Annotated in this window: 15 protein-coding genes and 1 tRNA gene; 6 read left to right on the top strand and 10 right to left on the bottom strand. The window is 74.2% G+C overall.

Translation table 11 applies throughout. The features are described from left to right. Nucleotides 1-11 precede the first annotated feature (11 nt). Nucleotides 12-956, top strand: a complete 945-nt coding sequence (locus AUV08_RS05330; protein WP_231865117.1) for a rhomboid family intramembrane serine protease — start codon at nucleotides 12-14, stop codon at nucleotides 954-956. A gap of 167 nt (nucleotides 957-1,123) precedes the next feature. Here AUV08_RS05330 and AUV08_RS05325 read toward each other — a convergent pair whose 3' ends face one another. Then, entirely contained in the window at nucleotides 1,124-1,429 is a 306-nt protein-coding gene (locus AUV08_RS05325) for a cell division protein CrgA (RefSeq protein WP_036337280.1), read from the bottom strand. Between the two features lie 157 nt (nucleotides 1,430-1,586). Here AUV08_RS05325 and AUV08_RS05320 point away from each other — a divergent pair, with 157 nt between their 5' ends. Continuing rightward, nucleotides 1,587-2,240, top strand: coding sequence for an aminodeoxychorismate/anthranilate synthase component II (locus AUV08_RS05320; protein ID WP_061873129.1), 654 nt, complete (start codon nucleotides 1,587-1,589; stop codon nucleotides 2,238-2,240). 45 nt (nucleotides 2,241-2,285) lie between these two features. Here AUV08_RS05320 and pknB read toward each other — a convergent pair whose 3' ends face one another. Genes pknB through AUV08_RS05285 form a run of 7 tightly spaced genes read right to left on the bottom strand, consistent with a single transcriptional unit; the run spans nucleotide 2,286 to nucleotide 12,753 of the window. Then, a complete protein-coding gene (pknB, locus tag AUV08_RS05315) occupies nucleotides 2,286-4,583 on the bottom strand; it encodes a Stk1 family PASTA domain-containing Ser/Thr kinase (RefSeq protein ID WP_061867455.1) in 2,298 nt (765 codons plus the stop codon). Between the two features lie 32 nt (nucleotides 4,584-4,615). Continuing rightward, nucleotides 4,616-6,700: a protein kinase gene (locus AUV08_RS05310; RefSeq protein WP_036384635.1), complete on the bottom strand. Its 2,085-nt coding sequence runs from the start codon at nucleotides 6,698-6,700 to the stop codon at nucleotides 4,616-4,618. Continuing rightward, nucleotides 6,697-8,142, bottom strand: a complete 1,446-nt coding sequence (locus AUV08_RS05305; protein WP_061867453.1) for a penicillin-binding protein 2 — start codon at nucleotides 8,140-8,142, stop codon at nucleotides 6,697-6,699. Before AUV08_RS05305 ends, AUV08_RS05310 begins: the two co-directional genes overlap by 4 nt. Then, a complete protein-coding gene (locus AUV08_RS05300; RefSeq protein WP_060973821.1) occupies nucleotides 8,139-9,563 on the bottom strand; it encodes an FtsW/RodA/SpoVE family cell cycle protein in 1,425 nt (474 codons plus the stop codon). The genes AUV08_RS05305 and AUV08_RS05300 overlap by 4 nt, the downstream gene beginning before the upstream one ends. After that, a complete protein-coding gene (locus AUV08_RS05295; RefSeq protein ID WP_061873128.1) occupies nucleotides 9,560-11,275 on the bottom strand; it encodes a PP2C family serine/threonine-protein phosphatase in 1,716 nt (571 codons plus the stop codon). The genes AUV08_RS05300 and AUV08_RS05295 overlap by 4 nt, the downstream gene beginning before the upstream one ends. Nucleotides 11,276-11,278: 3 nt before the next feature. Beyond that, nucleotides 11,279-11,839, bottom strand: coding sequence for an FHA domain-containing protein (locus tag AUV08_RS05290; RefSeq protein ID WP_044659734.1), 561 nt, complete (start codon nucleotides 11,837-11,839; stop codon nucleotides 11,279-11,281). Further along, a complete protein-coding gene (locus AUV08_RS05285) occupies nucleotides 11,836-12,753 on the bottom strand; it encodes a DUF3662 and FHA domain-containing protein (protein ID WP_061873127.1) in 918 nt (305 codons plus the stop codon). The genes AUV08_RS05290 and AUV08_RS05285 overlap by 4 nt, the downstream gene beginning before the upstream one ends. Nucleotides 12,754-13,002: 249 nt before the next feature. Between AUV08_RS05285 and AUV08_RS05280 the strand changes: the two genes are divergently transcribed. Beyond that, nucleotides 13,003-13,086 (top strand) — tRNA-Leu (locus AUV08_RS05280). 174 nt (nucleotides 13,087-13,260) lie between these two features. On the opposite strand, the gene AUV08_RS05275 is transcribed toward AUV08_RS05280, so the two are convergent. After that, nucleotides 13,261-13,611: a universal stress protein gene (locus AUV08_RS05275; protein WP_043278910.1), complete on the bottom strand. Its 351-nt coding sequence runs from the start codon at nucleotides 13,609-13,611 to the stop codon at nucleotides 13,261-13,263. 176 nt (nucleotides 13,612-13,787) lie between these two features. On the opposite strand from AUV08_RS05275, the gene AUV08_RS05270 reads away from it, so the two are divergent. The 3 genes from AUV08_RS05270 to tctA are packed head-to-tail and all read left to right on the top strand — an operon-like array spanning nucleotide 13,788 to nucleotide 16,859. Then, the gene (locus tag AUV08_RS05270) at nucleotides 13,788-14,795 is read left to right on the top strand and encodes a tripartite tricarboxylate transporter substrate binding protein (protein WP_036316525.1); all 1,008 of its coding nucleotides are present in this window, start codon (nucleotides 13,788-13,790) and stop codon (nucleotides 14,793-14,795) included. Beyond that, on the top strand, nucleotides 14,792-15,352 hold the full coding sequence (locus tag AUV08_RS05265; RefSeq protein ID WP_044659842.1) for a tripartite tricarboxylate transporter TctB family protein: 561 nt from the start codon (nucleotides 14,792-14,794) through the stop codon (nucleotides 15,350-15,352). The genes AUV08_RS05270 and AUV08_RS05265 overlap by 4 nt, the downstream gene beginning before the upstream one ends. Before the next feature lies 1 nt (nucleotide 15,353). Beyond that, nucleotides 15,354-16,859: a tripartite tricarboxylate transporter permease TctA gene (tctA, locus tag AUV08_RS05260; RefSeq protein ID WP_061867202.1), complete on the top strand. Its 1,506-nt coding sequence runs from the start codon at nucleotides 15,354-15,356 to the stop codon at nucleotides 16,857-16,859. 110 nt (nucleotides 16,860-16,969) lie between these two features. On the opposite strand, the gene AUV08_RS05255 is transcribed toward tctA, so the two are convergent. Next, nucleotides 16,970-17,935 carry a CoA ester lyase gene (locus tag AUV08_RS05255; RefSeq protein WP_044659844.1) on the bottom strand — a complete coding sequence of 322 codons (966 nt, stop codon included), beginning with the start codon at nucleotides 17,933-17,935 and terminating at the stop codon, nucleotides 16,970-16,972. Nucleotides 17,936-18,100 lie beyond the last annotated feature (165 nt).

The raw sequence follows: 18,100 nt of genomic DNA, 5'->3' as shown, positions 1-18,100 counted from the left end.
GCAGCCCCTCGGTGAGCACCACCCCCTCTGACCCGCACGGCCCGGACTCCGCGGACGGCACACCCCCGGTGTGCCCGCGGCATCCGGGCCGTGCCGCGTATGTGCGCTGCGCCGTGTGCCGGCGCCCCGCGTGCCTCGACTGCCAGCGTCCCGGCTCCGCGGCCGGGCCGGTCTGCGTGGACTGTGCGTCCGGCGTCGTGGCCGGCCCCGCTCCGACGGCGGCCCCCGCCGCCGGCGCCGCCGCGACGGTCCCGGTCCGACGGCGGACGGGCTTCGCCGCCTCGCCCGTCACCTGGATCCTGCTGGCGGTCACGGTGGTGGTCTACGCGGCGCAGTGGATGACCCGGGATCAGGCGTCCGGCGTGACCGAAGCGCTCTGGTACGCCGGGCTCTACACGTCCCCGTACGGCATGGAGCCGTGGCGGATGGCCTCCTACGCGCTCGTGCACGACGTCACCGGCCCCACGCACCTGCTGCTGAACATGCTCGCGCTGTGGGTGATCGGGCGCGTGCTCGAGCCCGCGCTGGGCTGGTGGCGGTTCCTCGCCCTCTACGTGCTCTCCGCCGTGGGCGGTGCGGTGTTCGCACTGTGGGTCTCGGACCCGCTGCAGCCCGTCGTCGGGGCGTCCGGTGCCGTGTACGGCATGTTCGCGGCCCTGTTCCTGCTCACCCGGGTGCGGGGCGGGCAGGTGCGCTCGATCGCCGTGCTGATCGGCCTGAACCTCGTGTTCTCGTTCCTGCTGCCCGGGGTGGCCTGGCAGGTGCACGTGGGCGGGCTGCTGACGGGCGCCGTCGTCGCCGTCGTGTTCTCCCTGGCCGGCGGGCTGCGCCCCGGGCGGGCGCGTGTGCCGTCCGTGGGCGCCCAGGCGGCCGGCCTCGTGGTCGTGGCGGCGGCGCTGGCGGCGCTCACGGTGCTCGGCGCCGCCCGGGTCACGGTGGCCGGCCTGCTCGGCTAGGCCGTCGTCCCCGACCGTCCCCGGAGTTCTCCACAGCGGGGTGTGCACTTCTTCCCACAGGGGTGTCCACACCTGTGGACAACTCCGGGGACAACTCGTCTCCGGGCGGGATCGTGCGGATCGGCCATCCACAGGGTTGTCCACCGCTGTGGAGAACTACACGTGTGTCATTCGCTCCAGCGGGACATCATGAGGAACCCGACGAGCGCGATGCCGAAGCCCACGAGGATGTTCCAGCCGCCGATCTGCACGATCGGGAAGAGGCCCTGGGTCAGGTAGTAGACGATGATCCAGAGCAGGCCGAGGATCAGCAGGCCGAACATCACGGCCTTGTACACGGGGGAGAGGGGCTTCGGACCCGGGTCCACGTCCCCGAGGTCCGTCCGCACGGCGGAGCGGCTGCGGCGCGCGGCCTCGAGCTCCTCGCGCTTCCGACGGGCCGAGTCCTTGCGCTTGCCGGCGGGTGCTGCCACGGGTCTTCTCCTCGGGTGGGGGGGTGGTGGGCGCCCCCACCGGCGGGGACCGGGGCGGGGACGGTATCCTGCTGACCTGCCCAGGACCGGGGTCAGCGACGTGCCCGGCCAGTCTATGCACCCCGCTCCCACGCGGCGGGGAGGAAAGAGCGCCCCCGTGCAGAGCCCCGAGGTCTCCGTCCTCGTCGTCGACAACTACGACAGCTTCGTCTACACCCTGGTGGGCTACCTCGAGCAGCTCGGGGCCCGCACCACCGTGATCCGCAACGACGAGGTCACCCCCGGCCGCGCCCTCGAGCTCGCGGCCGAGCACACGGCGGTGCTCATCTCGCCCGGGCCGGGCGCGCCCGCCGACGCCGGTGTCTCCCTCGACCTCATCCGCTCCGCCGCCGACGGCGGCCGTCCGCTCTTCGGGGTGTGCCTGGGGCACCAGGCCATCGCGGAGGCGTTCGGCGCCACCGTGACGCACGCGGAGTCCCTCATGCACGGCAAGACGTCCCTGGTCCGCCACGGCGAGCACCCCCTGTTCGAGGGCGTCCCCTCGCCGTTCACCGCCACCCGCTACCACTCGCTGGCCGCCGTGCGGCCCACCGTGGACGAGGCGGTCCTGGAGATCACCGCCGAGACCGAGGACGGCGTCGTGATGGGACTGGCCCACCGCACCGCGCCCCTGTGGGGCGTGCAGTTCCACCCCGAGTCCGTGCTCACCGAGGGCGGCTACCGGATGCTCGGCAACTGGCTCGAGTCCGTGGGGCTCTCCGGGGCCGCCGAGCGCGGCGGCCGGCTCTCGCCCCTCGTCCGCCAGGACTGACCGGTCCCGGGGCCCGGTTCGCGGGTCGGACGGCGCCCCGTCCGCTCAGGTGGACGGCGGCGGATCGATCGAGGGCTCGGGGTCCGGCGTCAGCGTCGGCAGCGGGTCCACCGGCGTCCCGGTGGGCGAGGTGCTCGGTGACTGCTCGGTCGGCCCCGGCGAGGTCGACGGGGCCGCCGACGTCGACGACGGGCTCTGCGTCGGCGACGGCGTCGCGGTCGCCGTCGGCTCGGGGGTGGGCGTGGCCGAGGCGGACGGCGAGGGCGACGGCTCCGCGCTCTCGGAGGGCTCCGCGCTCTCCGACGGCGGGGGGCTCGGTGACGCGGACGCCGACGGCGTGGGCTCGGGCGCCTCGCTGGACGGCGGCGCCGGCTCGGAGGGCTCGGCCGTGGGCGCGATCCACGAGGACGCCGTCAGGGTCAGGGAGGAACGGTTGTCCACGCGGACGCCGGCGGGCGGATCCTGGGCCACGACCGTGCCGGTGTCGGTGGTCGCGCCGTCCTCGTCCTGGATCCGCACGCGCAGCTCGGGGGCGCTCAGCGCCAGCTGACGCCGCGCGTCCGGAGCGCTCATCCCCACCACGTCCGGCACGGCGACCATGCCGCTGGACAGGTGCAGCACCACGGAGGAGCCGGGCGGCACGTGGGTGCCCATCGCGGGGTCGGTGCGGGCGAGCAGCCCGCGCTCGAGTCGGCCGTCGTCCTGGTACAGCACGGAGGAGACGCGCAGGCCCAGCCGTTCCAGCTCGCGGCGGGCCGCGTCCTCGGACAGCCCGTGCAGGGAGTCGGACAGCGCGATACCCTCCTCGCCGCGGGACACCCGGACCCGCACCTCGGCCCCGCGGGGCACCTCCGTGCCCGTCTGCGGGTCGCTCTGGGTAACGGTCCCGTCCGGGGCGTCGGCCATGTACGCGGACGAGACGACGGCCACCAGGCCCGCGTCCTCGAGCGCCGCGACCGCCTCGTCCTGCTGCAGCCCCACCACCGCGGGCACCTCCACGGTGTTGCGCAGGGCCGCCGCGAGCCACGGCGCCAGGACCAGGGCCAGCACGACCAGGACCACGCCGGCCGCCAGGAGCGTGCGCCGGCGGACGCGGCGTCGGACGCGACGGGGTGTGGCCGTCGCCGGTGCCGGCGTGTCTCGGGGCGGCGGTTCGGGCCGGGGCGTCGCGGCTGCACCGGGCGTCACCGGCTGGCCGCCGGTCACCGGGCGGGGGCCGTCCATGGCGGCGGCGGCGGCCAGCTGCGCGGCGGAGGCGGCGCCGGGCAGTCCCGCACCCGCGACGGCGTGGTTCGCCGCCTGGGGTTGTGCGACGTCCGGCTCGGCCGGGGCGGAGGGCGTCGGCCGGGTCAGCGGGACCGTGGCCGTCGGCACGTCGGCGTCGTCGGCCCCGTGCTCCGCGGGCGTGGCGCGCGGCACCGCGCCGCCCGCGCCGACTGGGGCGGGATGGCCGGCACCGAGCGGCGGGGTGTGACGGCCGGGGGCGGCGTGCGGATCCGCCGCGGCCTCCTCGAGGGCCGCGAGGAACGCGGCGCCGGTGGGGAACCGGTCCTGCGGATCCTTGCGCAGGGCGCGCAGCACCACGGGGTCGAACGCGGGCGGCAGGTCGGGGTCGACGTCGGAGGGCGCCGGCGGCTCCTCGCGCACGTGCTGGTAGGCCACGGCCAGCGGCGTGTCGCCCGTGAAGGGGGGCCGGCCTGTGAGCAGCTCGAACAGCAGGCAGCCGGCCGCGTAGAGGTCGGCGCGGCCGTCCACGGTGCGGCCCGTCGCCTGCTCCGGGGCCAGGTACAGGGCGGTGCCCACCACGGCCTGGGTCTGCGACGTGGTGGCGGAGGTGTCTGCCAGCGCGTGGGCGATCCCGAAGTCCATCACCTTCACGGTGCCCGTGTCCGTGACCATGACGTTCGCGGGCTTCACGTCGCGGTGGACGATGCCCTCCTCGTGCGCGTGCTCGAGCGCTTCCAGCACGCCCCGGGTCCAGGCCACGGCGCGGTCCGGGCCCACGGCGCCCTCGGCGTGCAGGATCTCCCGCAGCGTCCGGCCGGAGACGAGCTCCATCACCAGGAACGGGCAGTCCACCGGATGGAGGCCGTCCTCGAGGGAGACCTCGCCCGTGTCGTACACGGAGACGATCGAGGGGTGGTTCAGGGAGGCCGCCGAGCGCGCCTCCTTGCGGAAGCGCGCCTGGAAGTGCGGGTCGCGCGCCAGATCCCGGCGCATCAGCTTCACCGCCACCGGGCGGTGCAGCCGCAGGTCCTCGCCGCGGAAGACGTCCGCCATGCCGCCGCGCCCGATCAGCTCACCGATCCGGTACCGCCCGTTCAGGGTCCTCTGCTCGTCCACAGACACGTCCGCGTGGTCGTCCCGCCCGCCGCTCAGGCGGAGGGCGTGGCGTCGGCGGACGAGGCCTGCGCGCCACGCGCGTCGGCGGAGGAGGCCTCCGCGCCGCGCGCGTCAGCGGACGGGTCGGTGGTGGGCTGGCCCGTCGGCGCCGTGGACTCCCCGGAGGACTCCGTCGTCGGATCCGCCGTGGGCGTCGTCGGCTCCTCGGACGGCTCCGGCGTGGGCTCCGGGTCGGCGGTGGCCGTCGGGGATTCGGCGGTGGGGGACGGGCTGGGCTCGTCCGAGGCCGACGGGCTCGGCCCGGTGCTCGGCTCCTCCGACGCGCTGGGCTCCGGCTCCGAGGCGGGCTGGGAGGCCTCGCGGGTCGGCGCGGCGTCGGACCCGCCGGTGGCCACGATCAGCTGCACGTGCGTGTCGTAGCGGTGACGCTCGCCCTCGCCGGGCACCACGCGCACCACCTCGCCGTCGGCGCCGTCGGCGGACGGGTCGTCCACCCGGTCCACGGTGAAGCCGCGGTCGCGCAGCGTCTGGATCGCGCTCTCCACGGGCTGGCCCACGAGTCCCTCCGGGATGACGCCCTCACCGGTGGAGACGGCCAGCGTGACGGTCTCACCGCGCCGCAGCGCCCCCACGGGGTTGATCTCCTCGACGGTGCCCTGCGGGCTCTGCGCGTCGCGGTCCTCCTCGCGCACCGCCAGGCCGAGTCCCTCGAGCTCGGTGCGCACCTCGCTCACGGGGCGACCCCTGTACGCCTCCGGGTCCACGTTCACGGACGACTCCTCCTGCGAGGTCGCCGGCGCCGAGCCGCCGTTGCCGCGGCCACCCGTGAGCAGCGGCCACAGCAGCGCCCCCAGGAGGGCGAACACCACGAGCCCGAGCAGTGCCCACAGCGGCCAGGGGTTGGCGCGTCGCCGGCGGGCGGGCGCGGAGCCGCCCCCGGCGGGCGGGCCAGGGTCCACGACGTCGCCCGGGCGGGTCTGCTGGTCGCGCACGGCGGCGATCTCGTGGTCGCGCGTGCTCGCGCTCGCGGCGGCGCCGGCCGCACCGGCCGCGCCCACGGCCGCCGCACCGGCGGCGCCGGGGCCGCGGGCGTCGTCGTCGGTGCGGGGCTGGGCCGCGGTCACCGGCAGCGCCGCGGTGGCGGGGGAGCCGTCTGTCCGGGTGCCCTCGGCGCGGGGATGGGTGGTGCGCATGCCGTCGTAGTCCAGGGGAGCGGTCTCGGCGCCCGAGGGGTCGGCCACGCCCTGCTCCTCGAGGAAGACGGCCAGGCCGGGCACGGCCTCCACGGCGCCGCGGGTGTCCTTGCGACGCAGCGCGTCGGCGGCCTCCGAGAGCGCGGTCGCGTCCGAGGGCCGCTCCTTGGGGTCCTTCGAGAGCATGCACATGATCAGGGCGCGCACCGGGGCCGGGACGGTGTCCGGCAGGGGCGGCGGGGTGTCGTTGACCTGGGCGAGGGCGATCGCGATCTGGGACTCGCCCGTGAACGGGCGATGCCCGGCGAGGGCCTCGTAGCCGATGATGCCCAGCGAGTAGAGGTCGGAGGAGCCGGTGGCCTGCTGCCCCGTGGCCTGTTCGGGCGCGAGGTACTGGGCGGTGCCCATCACCTGGCCGGTGGCCGTGAGCGGGACCTGGTCCGCCAGGCGCGCGATGCCGAAGTCCGTCACCTTCACCCGGCCGGTGGGCGTGATCATGAGGTTGCCGGGCTTGACGTCGCGGTGCACGAGCCCCTGGGCGTGGGCAGCCGAGAGCGCGGCCGCCGTCTGCGCGATGATCCGCAGGGTCCGCTCGGGGGAGAGCACCTTCTCCTTCTCGAGGATGGAGGACAGTGGCTGGCCCGGCACGAGCTCCATGACGAGGTAGGCGGAGCCCTTCTCCTCGCCGTAGTCGTAGACGTTGGCGACGCCGGGGTGGTTCAGCAGCGCCGTGTGCTGGGCCTCCGCCCGGAAGCGGCGCAGGAAGTTGGGGTCACCTGTGTACTCCTCCTTGAGGATCTTCACGGCGGTGATCCGGCCCAGGACCTTGTCCCGCGCCTTCCACACCTCGCCCATGCCGCCGATCGCGATGCGATCGGTCAACTGGTACCTGCCGCCGAGGGTGATGCCCGATGTCGGCCTCATTCCGTGACCACCGCTTCCATGATTGCCTTCATGCCACTGACGACTGTCTGATGTCCAACCCCCGGCGGCTCGTCCTCCACCACGATCGTCACGGCCGCCCGGGGGTTCTCGCTCGCGTCGAAGCCGGTGATCCAGGAGTGCACGTTGCCCGTGTCCCCGACCTCGGCCGTGCCCGACTTCGCCGCGATCCGCACCGTGTCCGACTGCACGGATCCCAGGATGCCGTCCTCCACCGCCGAGACCATCATGTCCGAGACCTGCCCGGCCACCTCGGGGGTCGTGGCCCGGCCGCGCTCACGGGGGCTGAACTCCTGCACCGTGGTGAGGTCCGAACGGCGGACCGCCTTGATCAGCTGCGGCTCCATGACCACGCCGTCGTTCGCGATGCCGGCGGCCACCATGGCCATCTGCAGCGCGGTGGCCTGCACGTCCCGCTGGCCGATCGAGGACTGCGCCAGCGCGGCGTCGTCCAGGTCGGAGGGGAACACGGAGCCGGTCACGGGCAGCGGGTAGTCGAAGGAGTCGTTGAAGCCGAACCGCTCGGCGACCTCCCGGATCCGGTCCTGGCCCAGCTCGACGGCGGCCATGGCGAACGGCGTGTTGCAGGACTGCGCCAGCGCCCACGTGAGGGTCTGACGCCCCACGGTGTTGCACGGTGAGCCGTCGTAGTTGGGCAGCTCCGTGGTCGTGCCGGGCAGCGTCCACGCGGCGGGGATGTCCACCGTCCCGTCCGGGGTGTAGTCACCGGACTCGAGCATGGCCACCGCGTCGATCAGCTTGAACGTGGAGCCGGGGGACACGAGCTGCTCCGCGGCGCGGTTGCGGTATGCGCTGGCGCCGGGGATCTGGTCGATCGCGGCCATGGCCGACTGCGCCTCGGCCGGGCTGTGTGAGGAGAGCGCGTTGGAGTCGAAGCCCGGCTTCGACACCATGGCCAGGATCTCGCCCGTCGTCGGGTCCGTGACCACGGCGGAGGCGCGCACGCCGTCCGGGAGCGCGTCGTACGCCAGACGCTGCAGCTCGGGGTCGATCGTCAGCTCCACCTGGTCGCCCTCGGGTGTGGCACCCGTGATGATCTCCATGGCGCGGTCCACGAACTGGGACGTGGGGGTGCCGGAGAGCTGCTCGTTCATGGCTGCCTCCAGCCCGTCGGTGCCGTAGGTGAGCGAATAGAAGCCCGTGAGCGGGGCGTACAGCTCGGTCTCGTGGTAGACGCGCTGGTAGTGGTACGCGTCGCCGGAGGGGACAGACTCGGCGATCGGCTCGCCGTCCACGAGGATCGGCCCGCGCGGGGCGCCGAACTCCAGGAACATCTGCCGAGAGTTCAGGGCGTGCGTCTTGAGCTGGTCAGCGGCCAGCACCTGGATGACGGACGCAGCCAGCGCGAGCACGAGGAGCATGGCCGCCATGACGGTCCACGTGCGTCGGATCGCCTCGTTCACCGCTCCTCACCTCCTCCCGGGGGCACGGCGGCCGCCGGGAGCGCCGTGCCGGGGTCGAGGTGGCCGGCGCCGGGCCCGGACGCGTTGACCATCCCGTCCACGACCACGGGCCGGCGGGCGGCGTTCGAGATGCGCAGCACGAGCCCCACGATGATCCAGTTGGCCAGCAGCGAGGAGCCGCCGGCGGCGAGGAACGGCGTCGTGAGGCCGGTGAGCGGCAGCACGAGGGTCACGCCGCCCATCACCACGAACACCTGCCACGCCATGGTGAAGGCCAGGCCGGAGGCGAGCACCTTGCCGAACGCGTCGCGCACGCCGAGGGCGGCGCGCATCATGCGGGTGACGAGCAGGAGGTACAGGACGAGCACGGCGGCCAGGCCCACGAAGCCGAGCTCCTCGCCGATGGCCGTGAGGATCATGTCCGAGAAGGACAGCGGCACCTGGGTGGGGTTGCCCGCGCCCAGGCCGGTGCCCATCAGCCCGCCCGAGGCCATCGCGAACAGGCCCTGGACCACCTGGTAGGAGCCGCCGAAGTCGCGATGGTAGATCTCGGGGTCGAAGGCCCTCAGCCAGATCTCGAACCTGGCGGTCACGTGCGGCATGAACAGGAACGCCAGCGCCGCGCCGAAGGCGATCAGGCCCAGGCCGAGGAGGATCCAGGAGGCGCGGGACGTGGCGATGTAGAGCATCGCCATGAACATGCCGAAGAACAGCAGGGCCGAGCCCAGGTCGCGCTGGAACACGAGCACGCCGAGCGCCAGGAGCCAGCCGGCCAGCAACGGGCCGAGGTCCCGGGCTCGGGGGAAGGTCACCGGGCCCACGCGGCGGCCGGCCAGCAGGATCAGGTCGCGGTTCGCGGAGAGGTAGCCGGCGAAGAAGATGGCCAGCGTGATCTTGGCGATCTCGCCGGGCTGGAAGGTGCCGAATCCGACGTCGATCCAGATCCGCGCCCCGTACATGCTCAGGCCCAGCCCGGGCACGAGCGGCAGGAGCAGCAGCACGCCGGACGCGGCGAGGAACAGGTAGGGCCAGCGCCGCAGCACCCGGTGGTCGCGCACCAGGAACACCAGGGCGGAGGCCACCAGGACGGCCAGGACGGACCACACGAGCTGCGAGGTGGGGTTGGCCATCGCGGCGTCCTGGCTCAGCCGGTGGATCATGGCCAGGCCCAGCCCGTTGAGCAGGGCGGTGATCGGCAGCATGAACGGGTCCGCGTAGGGGGCCCGCAGCCGCAGGACCACGTGCAGCACGAGGGTGGCGGCGCCGAAGATGCCCAGCGGCACCCAGGCGGTGGAGTCCAGCGGGGCATCCGTGCCGATCATGCCCAGCAGGTCCGCCCCCAGGGCGATGGTCAGGGCGGCCAGCAGCAGGACCAGTTCGATGTTCCGGCGCGGGCGTGCGGGGGAGATCACCTCGGTCACGGGGCCTCACCTCCCGTCGCGCTCGGGGACGACGCCGGGCTCGTCGGCGCGGTGGAGCCGGACGCGTCCGAGGGGCGGGCGGAGGACGACGACGGCGTCGTGCTCGGCCGGGCCCGCTCGGAGGGCTCACCGGCGGGGGCGGGGGCGTTCGGGTGCAGCGAGTCGCGCAGCTCGGCGACGATCTGCTCCGCGTGGTCCACGTCCCGGGCGGCCATGCCGGCGTTCACGCGGTCGCGTGCGTACGCGGGCAGCGCGTCCACCGGGAGGTCGGTCTGGCGGTCCACGTGGGACAGCTCGAGCGGGCCCAGCCGCTGGGAGACGCCCTTGAACACGGCGATCCGGCCGTCGTTGGCCCCCACGTAGTACTGCGTCTGGGTCCACAGGTAGCCCCACACGGCCACGGCCGCGAGGGTGAGGGCGAGCAGCGTGGTGAACACGGGGATGAACCAGCCGCGGCGGTACTGCACCGGGCGGTCGTCCTTTCCACGCCGCCGACGCGCGGCCCCGTCCTCGGGGCCGCCGGCGGGCCCGGCGGTCGCCGGGGCCGGGGTGGGGGCCGTGGTCATCGGCTCGGCGGCCTCGTCGGACGGGTGGTCGGCAGCGGTGGCGGCCGGTGTGGCGGCGGAGGAGGAGCCGGCGGCGGCAGCGGTGCCGCTCTGCGCGGCGGGCGGGACGGAGGCGTCCGGGCGCGGGGCGGCGGCGGGATCCGGCCCGTCCGTGAGGACGGCCGCGGTGCGCCGGGGACGGTTCTCCGGCACGGGCGTCTCGCCGAGCAGGGCGGCGGCACGGCGGCGCGTGGAGCTGCGGGTGACCACGGGGATGCGATCGGTCTTCACGGCGTTGGAGGCCGCGCCGACGAGCAGGTGAGGCCGTGCGTCCAGGTCCTCGCGCAGCAGCAGGCCGGAGACCGGGCCGACCTCGGGCGGGTGGGCGGCGGCGAGGGCCTGCTCGGACAGGTGGACGTCCGGGACGGGGGCCAGCTCCTCCGCCGTGCCCTCCGCGATCTCGAACGCCACCACGGTGACGTTGTCCGGGGCGCCGCCCTTGAGGGTGAGGTCCACGAGGGTGTCGACGGCCTGGTTGAGAGCCTCCGAGTCCCGCAGCACCTCGTGGATCTTCTCGGGGGGGACCACGTCCGTGAGGCCGTCCGAGCAGAACAGCCACCGTTCTCCGGGGGCGACGGGCACCTCGAACACGTCCAGCTCGGGGGAGGCGTCCACGTCGCCGAGCACGCGCATGAGCACGTTCTTGTTCGGGTGGAACGGGGCCTCCCCGGCCTCGAGGCGCCCCTCGTCGACGAGCTTCTGCACGAACGTGTGGTCCGTGGTGACCTGGGAGAACTCGCCGTCCGCGAGCCGGTAGGCACGGGAGTCGCCGATGTGCGCGATGTGCAGCGTGGTCCCCGCGAGCAGGCCGGCGGTGCACGTGGTGCCCATGCCGGCGAGCTTGGGGTTGGCGTGCACCAGCTCGTTGAGGATCAGGTTGGCGTTCTGGATCTCGTCCGGCAGCACCGTGGCCGGGTCCTCGTAGCCCACCGCATCCAGCGGGGCCAGGTCCAGCACCGTGGACGCGCTTGCCACGTCGCCGCCCACGTGCCCGCCCATGCCGTCCGCGAGCACGGCCAGATGACGGCCCACGTAGGCGGAGTCGTCGTTCTTGGCACGGACGCGGCCGACGTCGGAGCGGGCGGCGTAGCGGAGGACGAGGGTCATGGGTCAGGCCTCGAGCTCCATGACGGTCTTGCCGATGCGGATGGCCGTGCCGGGGCCCACGGGCAGCGCGCGGGTGACGGGGGCGCCGTTCACGTAGGTGCCGTTCGTGGAGCCGAGGTCCTCGAGGAACCAGCGGGTGCCCTGCGGGAACAGCCGGGCGTGGCGGCCGGAGGCGTAGTCGTCCACGAGCACCAGGTCGGCGTCCTGGGCGCGGCCCATCAGCAGGGGACGGCCCTCCAGGGCGATGGTCTGCCCGGCCTTCGGGCCCTCGACCACCCGCAGGGTCCGGGACAGCCGCGGGGCCGGCGTCGTCGGCGCGGACGCGGCGGGGGCCGGCGTCGACGCGGGCGCGGGGCGGTCGACCGCGGACGAGCCCGCCCCGGCGGCCCCGGCCGCGGGCACCGCGGTGACCAGGCCGGCGTCGCGCTGGGCCTGCTGGAGGCGTGTCTTGTTGCGTCGGCCGACCACGAGGTCGCGGCCCTGCGCCATGACGATGGAGATGATCAGCACCCACAGGGCCAGCAGCAGGCCCATGCGGAGCACGGCGACGGCGAGCTCGCTCATGCGCGGCCCCCCGTCCCGCCGAAGAACAGCAGCTCGGTCTGGCCGACGGTCACCACGTCCCCGTCGCGCAGGGTGACGGAGCCGTCCACGCGGCGGCCGTTGACGAGCACGCCGTTGCGACTGCCCAGGTCCAGGAGCGTGACCGTGGAGCCGACGGTGAGCAGGCGCAGGTGTTCGCGGGACACCGAGGAGTCCGGGATCACGAGGTCGGCACGCTCGGCCGAGCGGCCGAGGATGAGGTCGTCCCCGTCCAGGGGGAGCATGCGGCCGTCCAGCTCGAGGGCCGGGCCGGCGGGCCCGGTCACGGGGCGGCCCATCACGACGGTCGGCTGGTCGGCGTGGGCGGGGGCGGCGGGCGCGGTCGAGGCGGCGGCCCGGCGGGGCGCCGGACGGGGCCCGACGCGCGGGGCGGGGGAGGGCTTGCGGGGCGCGGCCGCCGGCAGGTCCTCGACCAGTCGGTCCGGCGCCGCGGCCGAGGCTCCCGGGCCGTGGGCGGTGGCGGGCGAGGCGCCGTCGTCGTGGGGGGCCGGGGCGGTGAGCGAGCCGTCGTCCAGGCGGGTGACGACGCGCAGGTCCCCGGCGCGCACGTCCGCGTCCGGGTGGAAGGCGACCCGGACCGTGCCGGGCAGCGCATAGCCCTGGGAGTCGGCGTGGCGGATGACCTCGTCGCACAGCTCGCTGGCGAGGGTGGACCCCCACGAGCGGGCGCGCTCGAAGTCGGCGGGGGAGAAGTGGACCACGTAGCTGTTGGGCGCGACCGTGTGGCCCTCGGACAGCGCGAACGACTCGTCGTCCATCGCCTGTCGCAGGGCCGAGGCGATCTCCACCGGCTTGACCGCCCGCGGACCGCCGGCCGAGAAGGCCGAGCGCACGGCCCGCTCCAGGCCGCGTTCGAGGTTGTCCAGAAGTCCCACGACGGGGCCCCTTTCCACAGTTGTCCGTCCCGATACTACGGGCCGGGCTGGGAGACCGCCGAGAACAGCGGGATTCTGCGGGGTGGAGCGCGGGTGGGAGAGGTGCCGGAGGGGCGAGCTGCCGGCGTGGCGGGGACGCGGGGGTGGGCGTCGGGGCCGATTTGCACGCCCGGGCGGGCGGGGGTTAGAGTATTCCTCGCTGCCTGTGACGGTCGCCGGATGCCCGGAGCCGAGAGCAGGAAGCCGCTCGCGCGAGTGGCGGAATTGGTAGACGCGCTGGCTTCAGGTGCCAGTGTTCGCAAGGACGTGGGGGTTCAAGTCCCCCCTCGCGCACCGAGGACGAAGGCCCCGGAACCGTGTGGTTCCGGGGCCTTCGGCGTTCCCGGGCTGGTCCCACTCACCCGTTGGGGGCGGTTTCGGGCGGTATCCACGCCGAATACCGCCCGAAACCGCCCCCAAACGCCGCGGGGTGGGCCGGGCGCGGGGCCGCCCGCCCGACGTCGGCCCTCACGGCTTGACGCACACCACCGGGACGCGGGCCTCCAGGATGATCTGCTGCGCGGCCGATCCCAGCAGCAGCTTGCCCACGGGGGAGCGGTGCTTCACGCCCACCACGATCCGGCTCGCGCCCACGCGCTCGGCGTGCTCGAGCAGGTCGCCGACGGCGTCCCGGCCGCGCTCCTGGGCGTGCGCCACGGACACGCCGACGCCGGCCTCGCGTGCCTCCGCCTCGTCCGGCTCGGTCCCGTCGAGGGAGAACCAGACCACGTCCTCTCCGCGCAGGGCCGCCTCCGCCAGGGCGGCCCGCCAGGCCGCGGCGCTCTCGGGGGTGCTGGTTCCGGTGCTGATGATCGTCATGGGGACCACTGTGCGTCATGGGCGCGGTCCCCGTCACCACCCGGGCCGGTTGTCGTCGGTCACTCTGCGGACGCGGAGCGCACGCAGCCTCGTCGCGCTGTTACGGTGACCTCCACCACTCGCACCTGTCCCCGGCGCCACTCCCTGGCGGCGGGGTGTCTCTGTTAGGAACCGCCATGTCCTCCACCTCCCCCGACGGCCCCCCGCGCCGACGCACGGGGATCGGCCGGATCGTCTTCAGCGTGATCGCGGTGCTCACCGTGCTCGCGGCCTCCGCCTTCTCCATCCGCTCGGCCTCGGGAGGGAACGACATCCGCACCAACCTGACCCTCATCGCCCCCGCGGCCGCCGGCGGCGGCTGGGACTCGTTCCAGCGCGAGCTGCAGCAGACCATGCGCGTCAACGGGCTGGTGAACAACGTCCAGGTGGTCAACATCCCCGGTGCCGGCGGCAACATCGCCCTCGGCCAGCTGACCACGCTCGAGGACGCGAACAACCTCATGGTGGGCGGCACCGGCCAGATCGCCGCCCACGCGGCCCGTGGCACCGGCCCCGAGCTCTCCCAGGTCACCGCGGTCAGCCGCGTCGTCGAGGAATACAGCCTCGTGGTGGTCCCGGCGGACTCGCCGTACCAGAGCATGGACGACCTGGTGAGCGCCTGGCGCGCCGACCCCGCCCACGTGGCGTGGACCGGCGGCGGCTCCTTCGACCAGCTCGTCATGGCGGACATCGCCCGCACGGCCGGCGTGCCGGTCGCGGACACCACCTACATCCCGTCCGACGGCGGCGGCGAGGCCATCCAGGCCCTGCTCAACGGCACCGCCCAGGCCTCCGCCGGCGGCTTCGCGGACATCTACCCGCAGGTCGAGGCCGGCCGACTGCGCGCCCTCGGCGTGGTGGCGGCCGAGCCGCTGGCCGGCGTCGAGGAGATCCCGACCCTGCGCTCCCAGGGCTACGACGTCACGCTCACCAACTGGCGCGCCCTGTTCGTGCCGCCGGGCGTCTCCGCGGAGGAGCGCACCGAGCTCGAGGCCCTCATCGCCGAGGCGGTCGACACCCCCGAGTGGAAGGAGGCGGTGCAGCGCAACTACTGGAACCCCGTGCCCCTCTCCGGCACCGAACTCGAGGAGTTCATCGCCGCCGAGAAGGAGCGCATCGGCACGCTGACGGAGGAGATCAAGTGAGCCACGCATCCACCGTCCCCCCCGCCGCCGACGCCCCCTCCCGCTGGGGACGCGCCGCCGGGCTCTCCGGACTCGTCATGCCGGCCGTGCTGGCCGCGTTCAGCCTCTACCTGCTGCTGGGGTCCCTGACCATGGACACCGACGGCGCCGACTTCCCCGGCCCGGACTTCTTCCCGCTGATCCTCTCGGTCGCGGGCCTCGTGATCGCCGCCGCGCTCGCGGTGGAGGTCGTGCGCGTGCGCCAGGCCCCCGAGGGTCAGGCCGACGCGGACGGCGAGGTCGGCCAGGCGGCCGGCCCGCTGACCCTGTTCCACTCGGACTTCGGCGCGCTGGCCTGGTGCTTCCTCGGCTTCCTCGCGTTCGCCGTCCTGCTGCCCTGGCTGGGGTGGATCCTCGCCGGGGCGCTGCTGTTCTGGTGCATCACGCGCGCGTTCGGTGCCCCGCACCCCGTGTTCGACATCCTCGTCGCCCTGTTCGTCTCCTCGCTGGCCTACCTCGGCTTCGCGGTGGCCCTGGGCCTGACCCTGCCCTCGGGCATCCTGGGAGGTGGCTTCTGACATGGAGACCCTCGGACTCCTCATGGAGGGCTTCGCCGGAGCCCTCACCCCCATGAACCTGCTCTGGGTGGTGCTGGGCTGTCTGCTCGGCACCGCGGTCGGCGTGATGCCCGGACTGGGCTCCTCGATGGCCGTGGCCCTGCTGCTGCCCATGACCTTCGCCCTCGAGCCCACCGCCGCGTTCATCATGTTCTCCGGCGTGTACTTCGGCGGCCTCTTCGGCGACTCCACCATGGCCATCCTCATGAACACCCCCGGCCAGGCCTCGGCCATCGCCTCCACGTTCGAGGGCCACCGCATGGCCCAGAACGGCCGGGCGGCCCAGGCCCTGGCGACGGCGGCGCTCGGCGCCTTCATCGGCGGCATGGTGGCCTCGGTGTGCGTCGTGTTCCTCGCCCCCGTGCTGGCGGAGTTCTCCACGAGATTCGGCCCCGCGGAGTACTTCGCGCTCGCGCTCTTCGCGTTCGTGGCCACCTCCTCGGTGGTCGCCGACTCGGTGCTGCGCGGCCTGGCCTCTCTGGTGCTGGGACTGGGCATCGCCGTCGTCGGGATCGATGCGGTGACCGGCGCCGAGCGCTTCACGATGGGCTCGCCGCAGCTGTTCGACGGCATCCCGCTGGTGACCGTCACGGTGGCGATCCTCGCGCTCGGCGAGGTGTTCCACGTGGCCTCCCGGGTGCGCCGCGAGCACGAGGACCTGCGCATCCGCCGCACCGGCCGGCCGTGGCTCTCGGGCGCCGAGTTCCGCGAGGCCGCCCCGGCGTGGCTGCGCGGCACGGCGATCGGCCTGCCGTTCGGCATCGTGCCGGTGGGCGGCTCCGAGGTGCCGACGTTCCTGGCGTACTCGGCCGAGCGGCGCCTGGACCGGCGCCGGGCGCATCCGCAGTTCGGCCGCGGCGCGATCCGCGGGCTGGCGGCCCCGGAGGCCGCGGGCAACTCGACCACCGGCATGGCGATGGGCGCGCTGCTCACGCTCGGCCTGCCCGTCTCCGCGACGGCGGCCATCATGCTGGCGGCGTTCCGCCAGTACGGGCTGCAGCCCGGCCCCCTGCTGTTCGACCGCAGCCCGGACCTCGTGTGGGCGCTGCTGGCGAGCTTCTTCATCGCGATGATCGTGCTGCTGGCGATCAACCTGCCGTTCGCGCAGCTGTGGGCCAAGCTCCTGCTCATCCCGAAGCACTACCTCTACGCGGGGATCACGCTGTTCTGCGGGCTGGGCATCTACGCCACCACGGGCGCGGTGTTCGACCTGCTGATGCTGCTGGGGATCGGCGTGCTGGGCTTCCTGATGAGGCGGTACGGCTACCCGCTGGCGCCGCTGATGATCGGCATGGTGCTCGGCCCGCTGGCGGAGACCAGCCTGCGCGACGCCCTGCTCAGCTCGGTGGGCGACCCGGCCGTGCTCGTCTCCACCCCCATCACGTGGGTGATCTACGGGATCCTGGCGATCGTGCTGGCGTTCTCGGTGCGGGCCGCCGTCGTGCGCCGGACGCGTCAGGACGTGTGAGCGGAGGCGGGATCCGCGCCCCCCGAGACAACGCGGGTTGAGTTGTCACCGGTGTGCGGCCTCCGCACCCGTGACAACTCAACCCGCGTTTCTGGTGGGCGGCGGCCCGCTCAGTAGTGGTACGTGTCCGACGGCGCCGTGATCGCGTTGTCCTGGTCCGGGTACCGCGTGGAGTGCACCCCGAACGCGGTGGCCAGCCCGAGGATCTTCTCCGCGCGCGCCTTGCGGGGCAGGTCGGAGCCGTTGCGGATCTCGCCGCCGTCGGCCTCGAAGTCCGCGAGGAACTCGTGGGCCCACGCCAGCTCCTCCTGGGACGGGCTGAGCCCCTCGTTCACGGCCGCGCACTGCTCCGGCGCGAGGCACAGCTTGCCGGTCATGCCGAACTCCGCGGTCACCGCCGTCGCCTCGGCGAGCTTCACGCCGGTGGAGCCCACGGTCGGCCCGTCGATCGCGCCCGGCAGCCCCGTGGCCCGCGCCGCGATCGTGAACTGGGACCGCGTGTACGCCAGCGCCATCGGCGACTCGCCCAGGCCGGTGTCGCGGCGGAAGTCGCCGATCCCGAAGGCCAGCCGGAACGTGCCCTTCGCGGCGGCGATCGAGTCGATCCGCTGCAGCCCGCGCGCCGTCTCCACGAGCGCCACGACGGGCACGCCGGGCAGCCGTCGGGCGGTCTCGTTCACGTGGTCCGTGGACTCCACCATCGCCAGCACGACGCCGGCCAGGCCGCCCTCGGCGACCGGCCCGCCCAGGTGCGCGGGCAGGGCCGCGGCGAGCGCCTCGACGTCCTGCTCCCACCACCGCGAGCCGTAGCCGTTGAGCCGCACCCAGCCGGTGTGCCCGGAGGTCAGCCAGGCGACGGCGTCCGCGCGGGCCTGGTCCTTGTCCTTGGGGGCCACGGCGTCCTCGATGTCGAGGATGACGATGTCCGCGGCCGAGTCCTCGGCGGGCTGGAACCGTTCGGGCTGGGCGGCGTTGACCAGCAGCCAGGAGCGGGCGAGCTCCGGATCGATGCGCTGGCCGGGCACGGGCTGGAACGCGGGGGAGGGGGTGATCGCGGCGGGCAGGGTCACGGTCATGAGGGGCTCCTTCACGGGGCTGGGGCGTCGGGCCGAGGTCGCGGGCGGGGTGCCTCGCGCGGCGGACGGCCGGGGGACGGACCAGGTGGGCCCTGAGCGAGCGGCGTTGGTTCGACGCCGAAGGGCGCCGCGGGTGTGCGGCGCGTCCACAGCACAGTACACGCC

The organism is Micrococcus sp. CH7, assembly GCF_001595485.1.
GTDB lineage: Bacteria > Actinomycetota > Actinomycetes > Actinomycetales > Micrococcaceae > Micrococcus > Micrococcus luteus.
This window is presented reverse-complemented; position numbering and strand designations above follow the sequence as displayed.

Coding starts and splice junctions, on each gene's coding strand:
- tctA (WP_061867202.1), top strand. CDS start 15,354: ATGGAGACCCTCGGACTCCTCATGGAGGGCTTCGCCGGAGCCCTCACC.
- AUV08_RS05275 (WP_043278910.1), bottom strand. CDS start 13,611: ATGACGATCATCAGCACCGGAACCAGCACCCCCGAGAGCGCCGCGGCC.
- AUV08_RS05310 (WP_036384635.1), bottom strand. CDS start 6,700: ATGAGGCCGACATCGGGCATCACCCTCGGCGGCAGGTACCAGTTGACC.
- AUV08_RS05295 (WP_061873128.1), bottom strand. CDS start 11,275: ATGACCCTCGTCCTCCGCTACGCCGCCCGCTCCGACGTCGGCCGCGTC.
- AUV08_RS05290 (WP_044659734.1), bottom strand. CDS start 11,839: ATGAGCGAGCTCGCCGTCGCCGTGCTCCGCATGGGCCTGCTGCTGGCC.
- AUV08_RS05255 (WP_044659844.1), bottom strand. CDS start 17,935: ATGACCGTGACCCTGCCCGCCGCGATCACCCCCTCCCCCGCGTTCCAG.
- AUV08_RS05270 (WP_036316525.1), top strand. CDS start 13,788: ATGTCCTCCACCTCCCCCGACGGCCCCCCGCGCCGACGCACGGGGATC.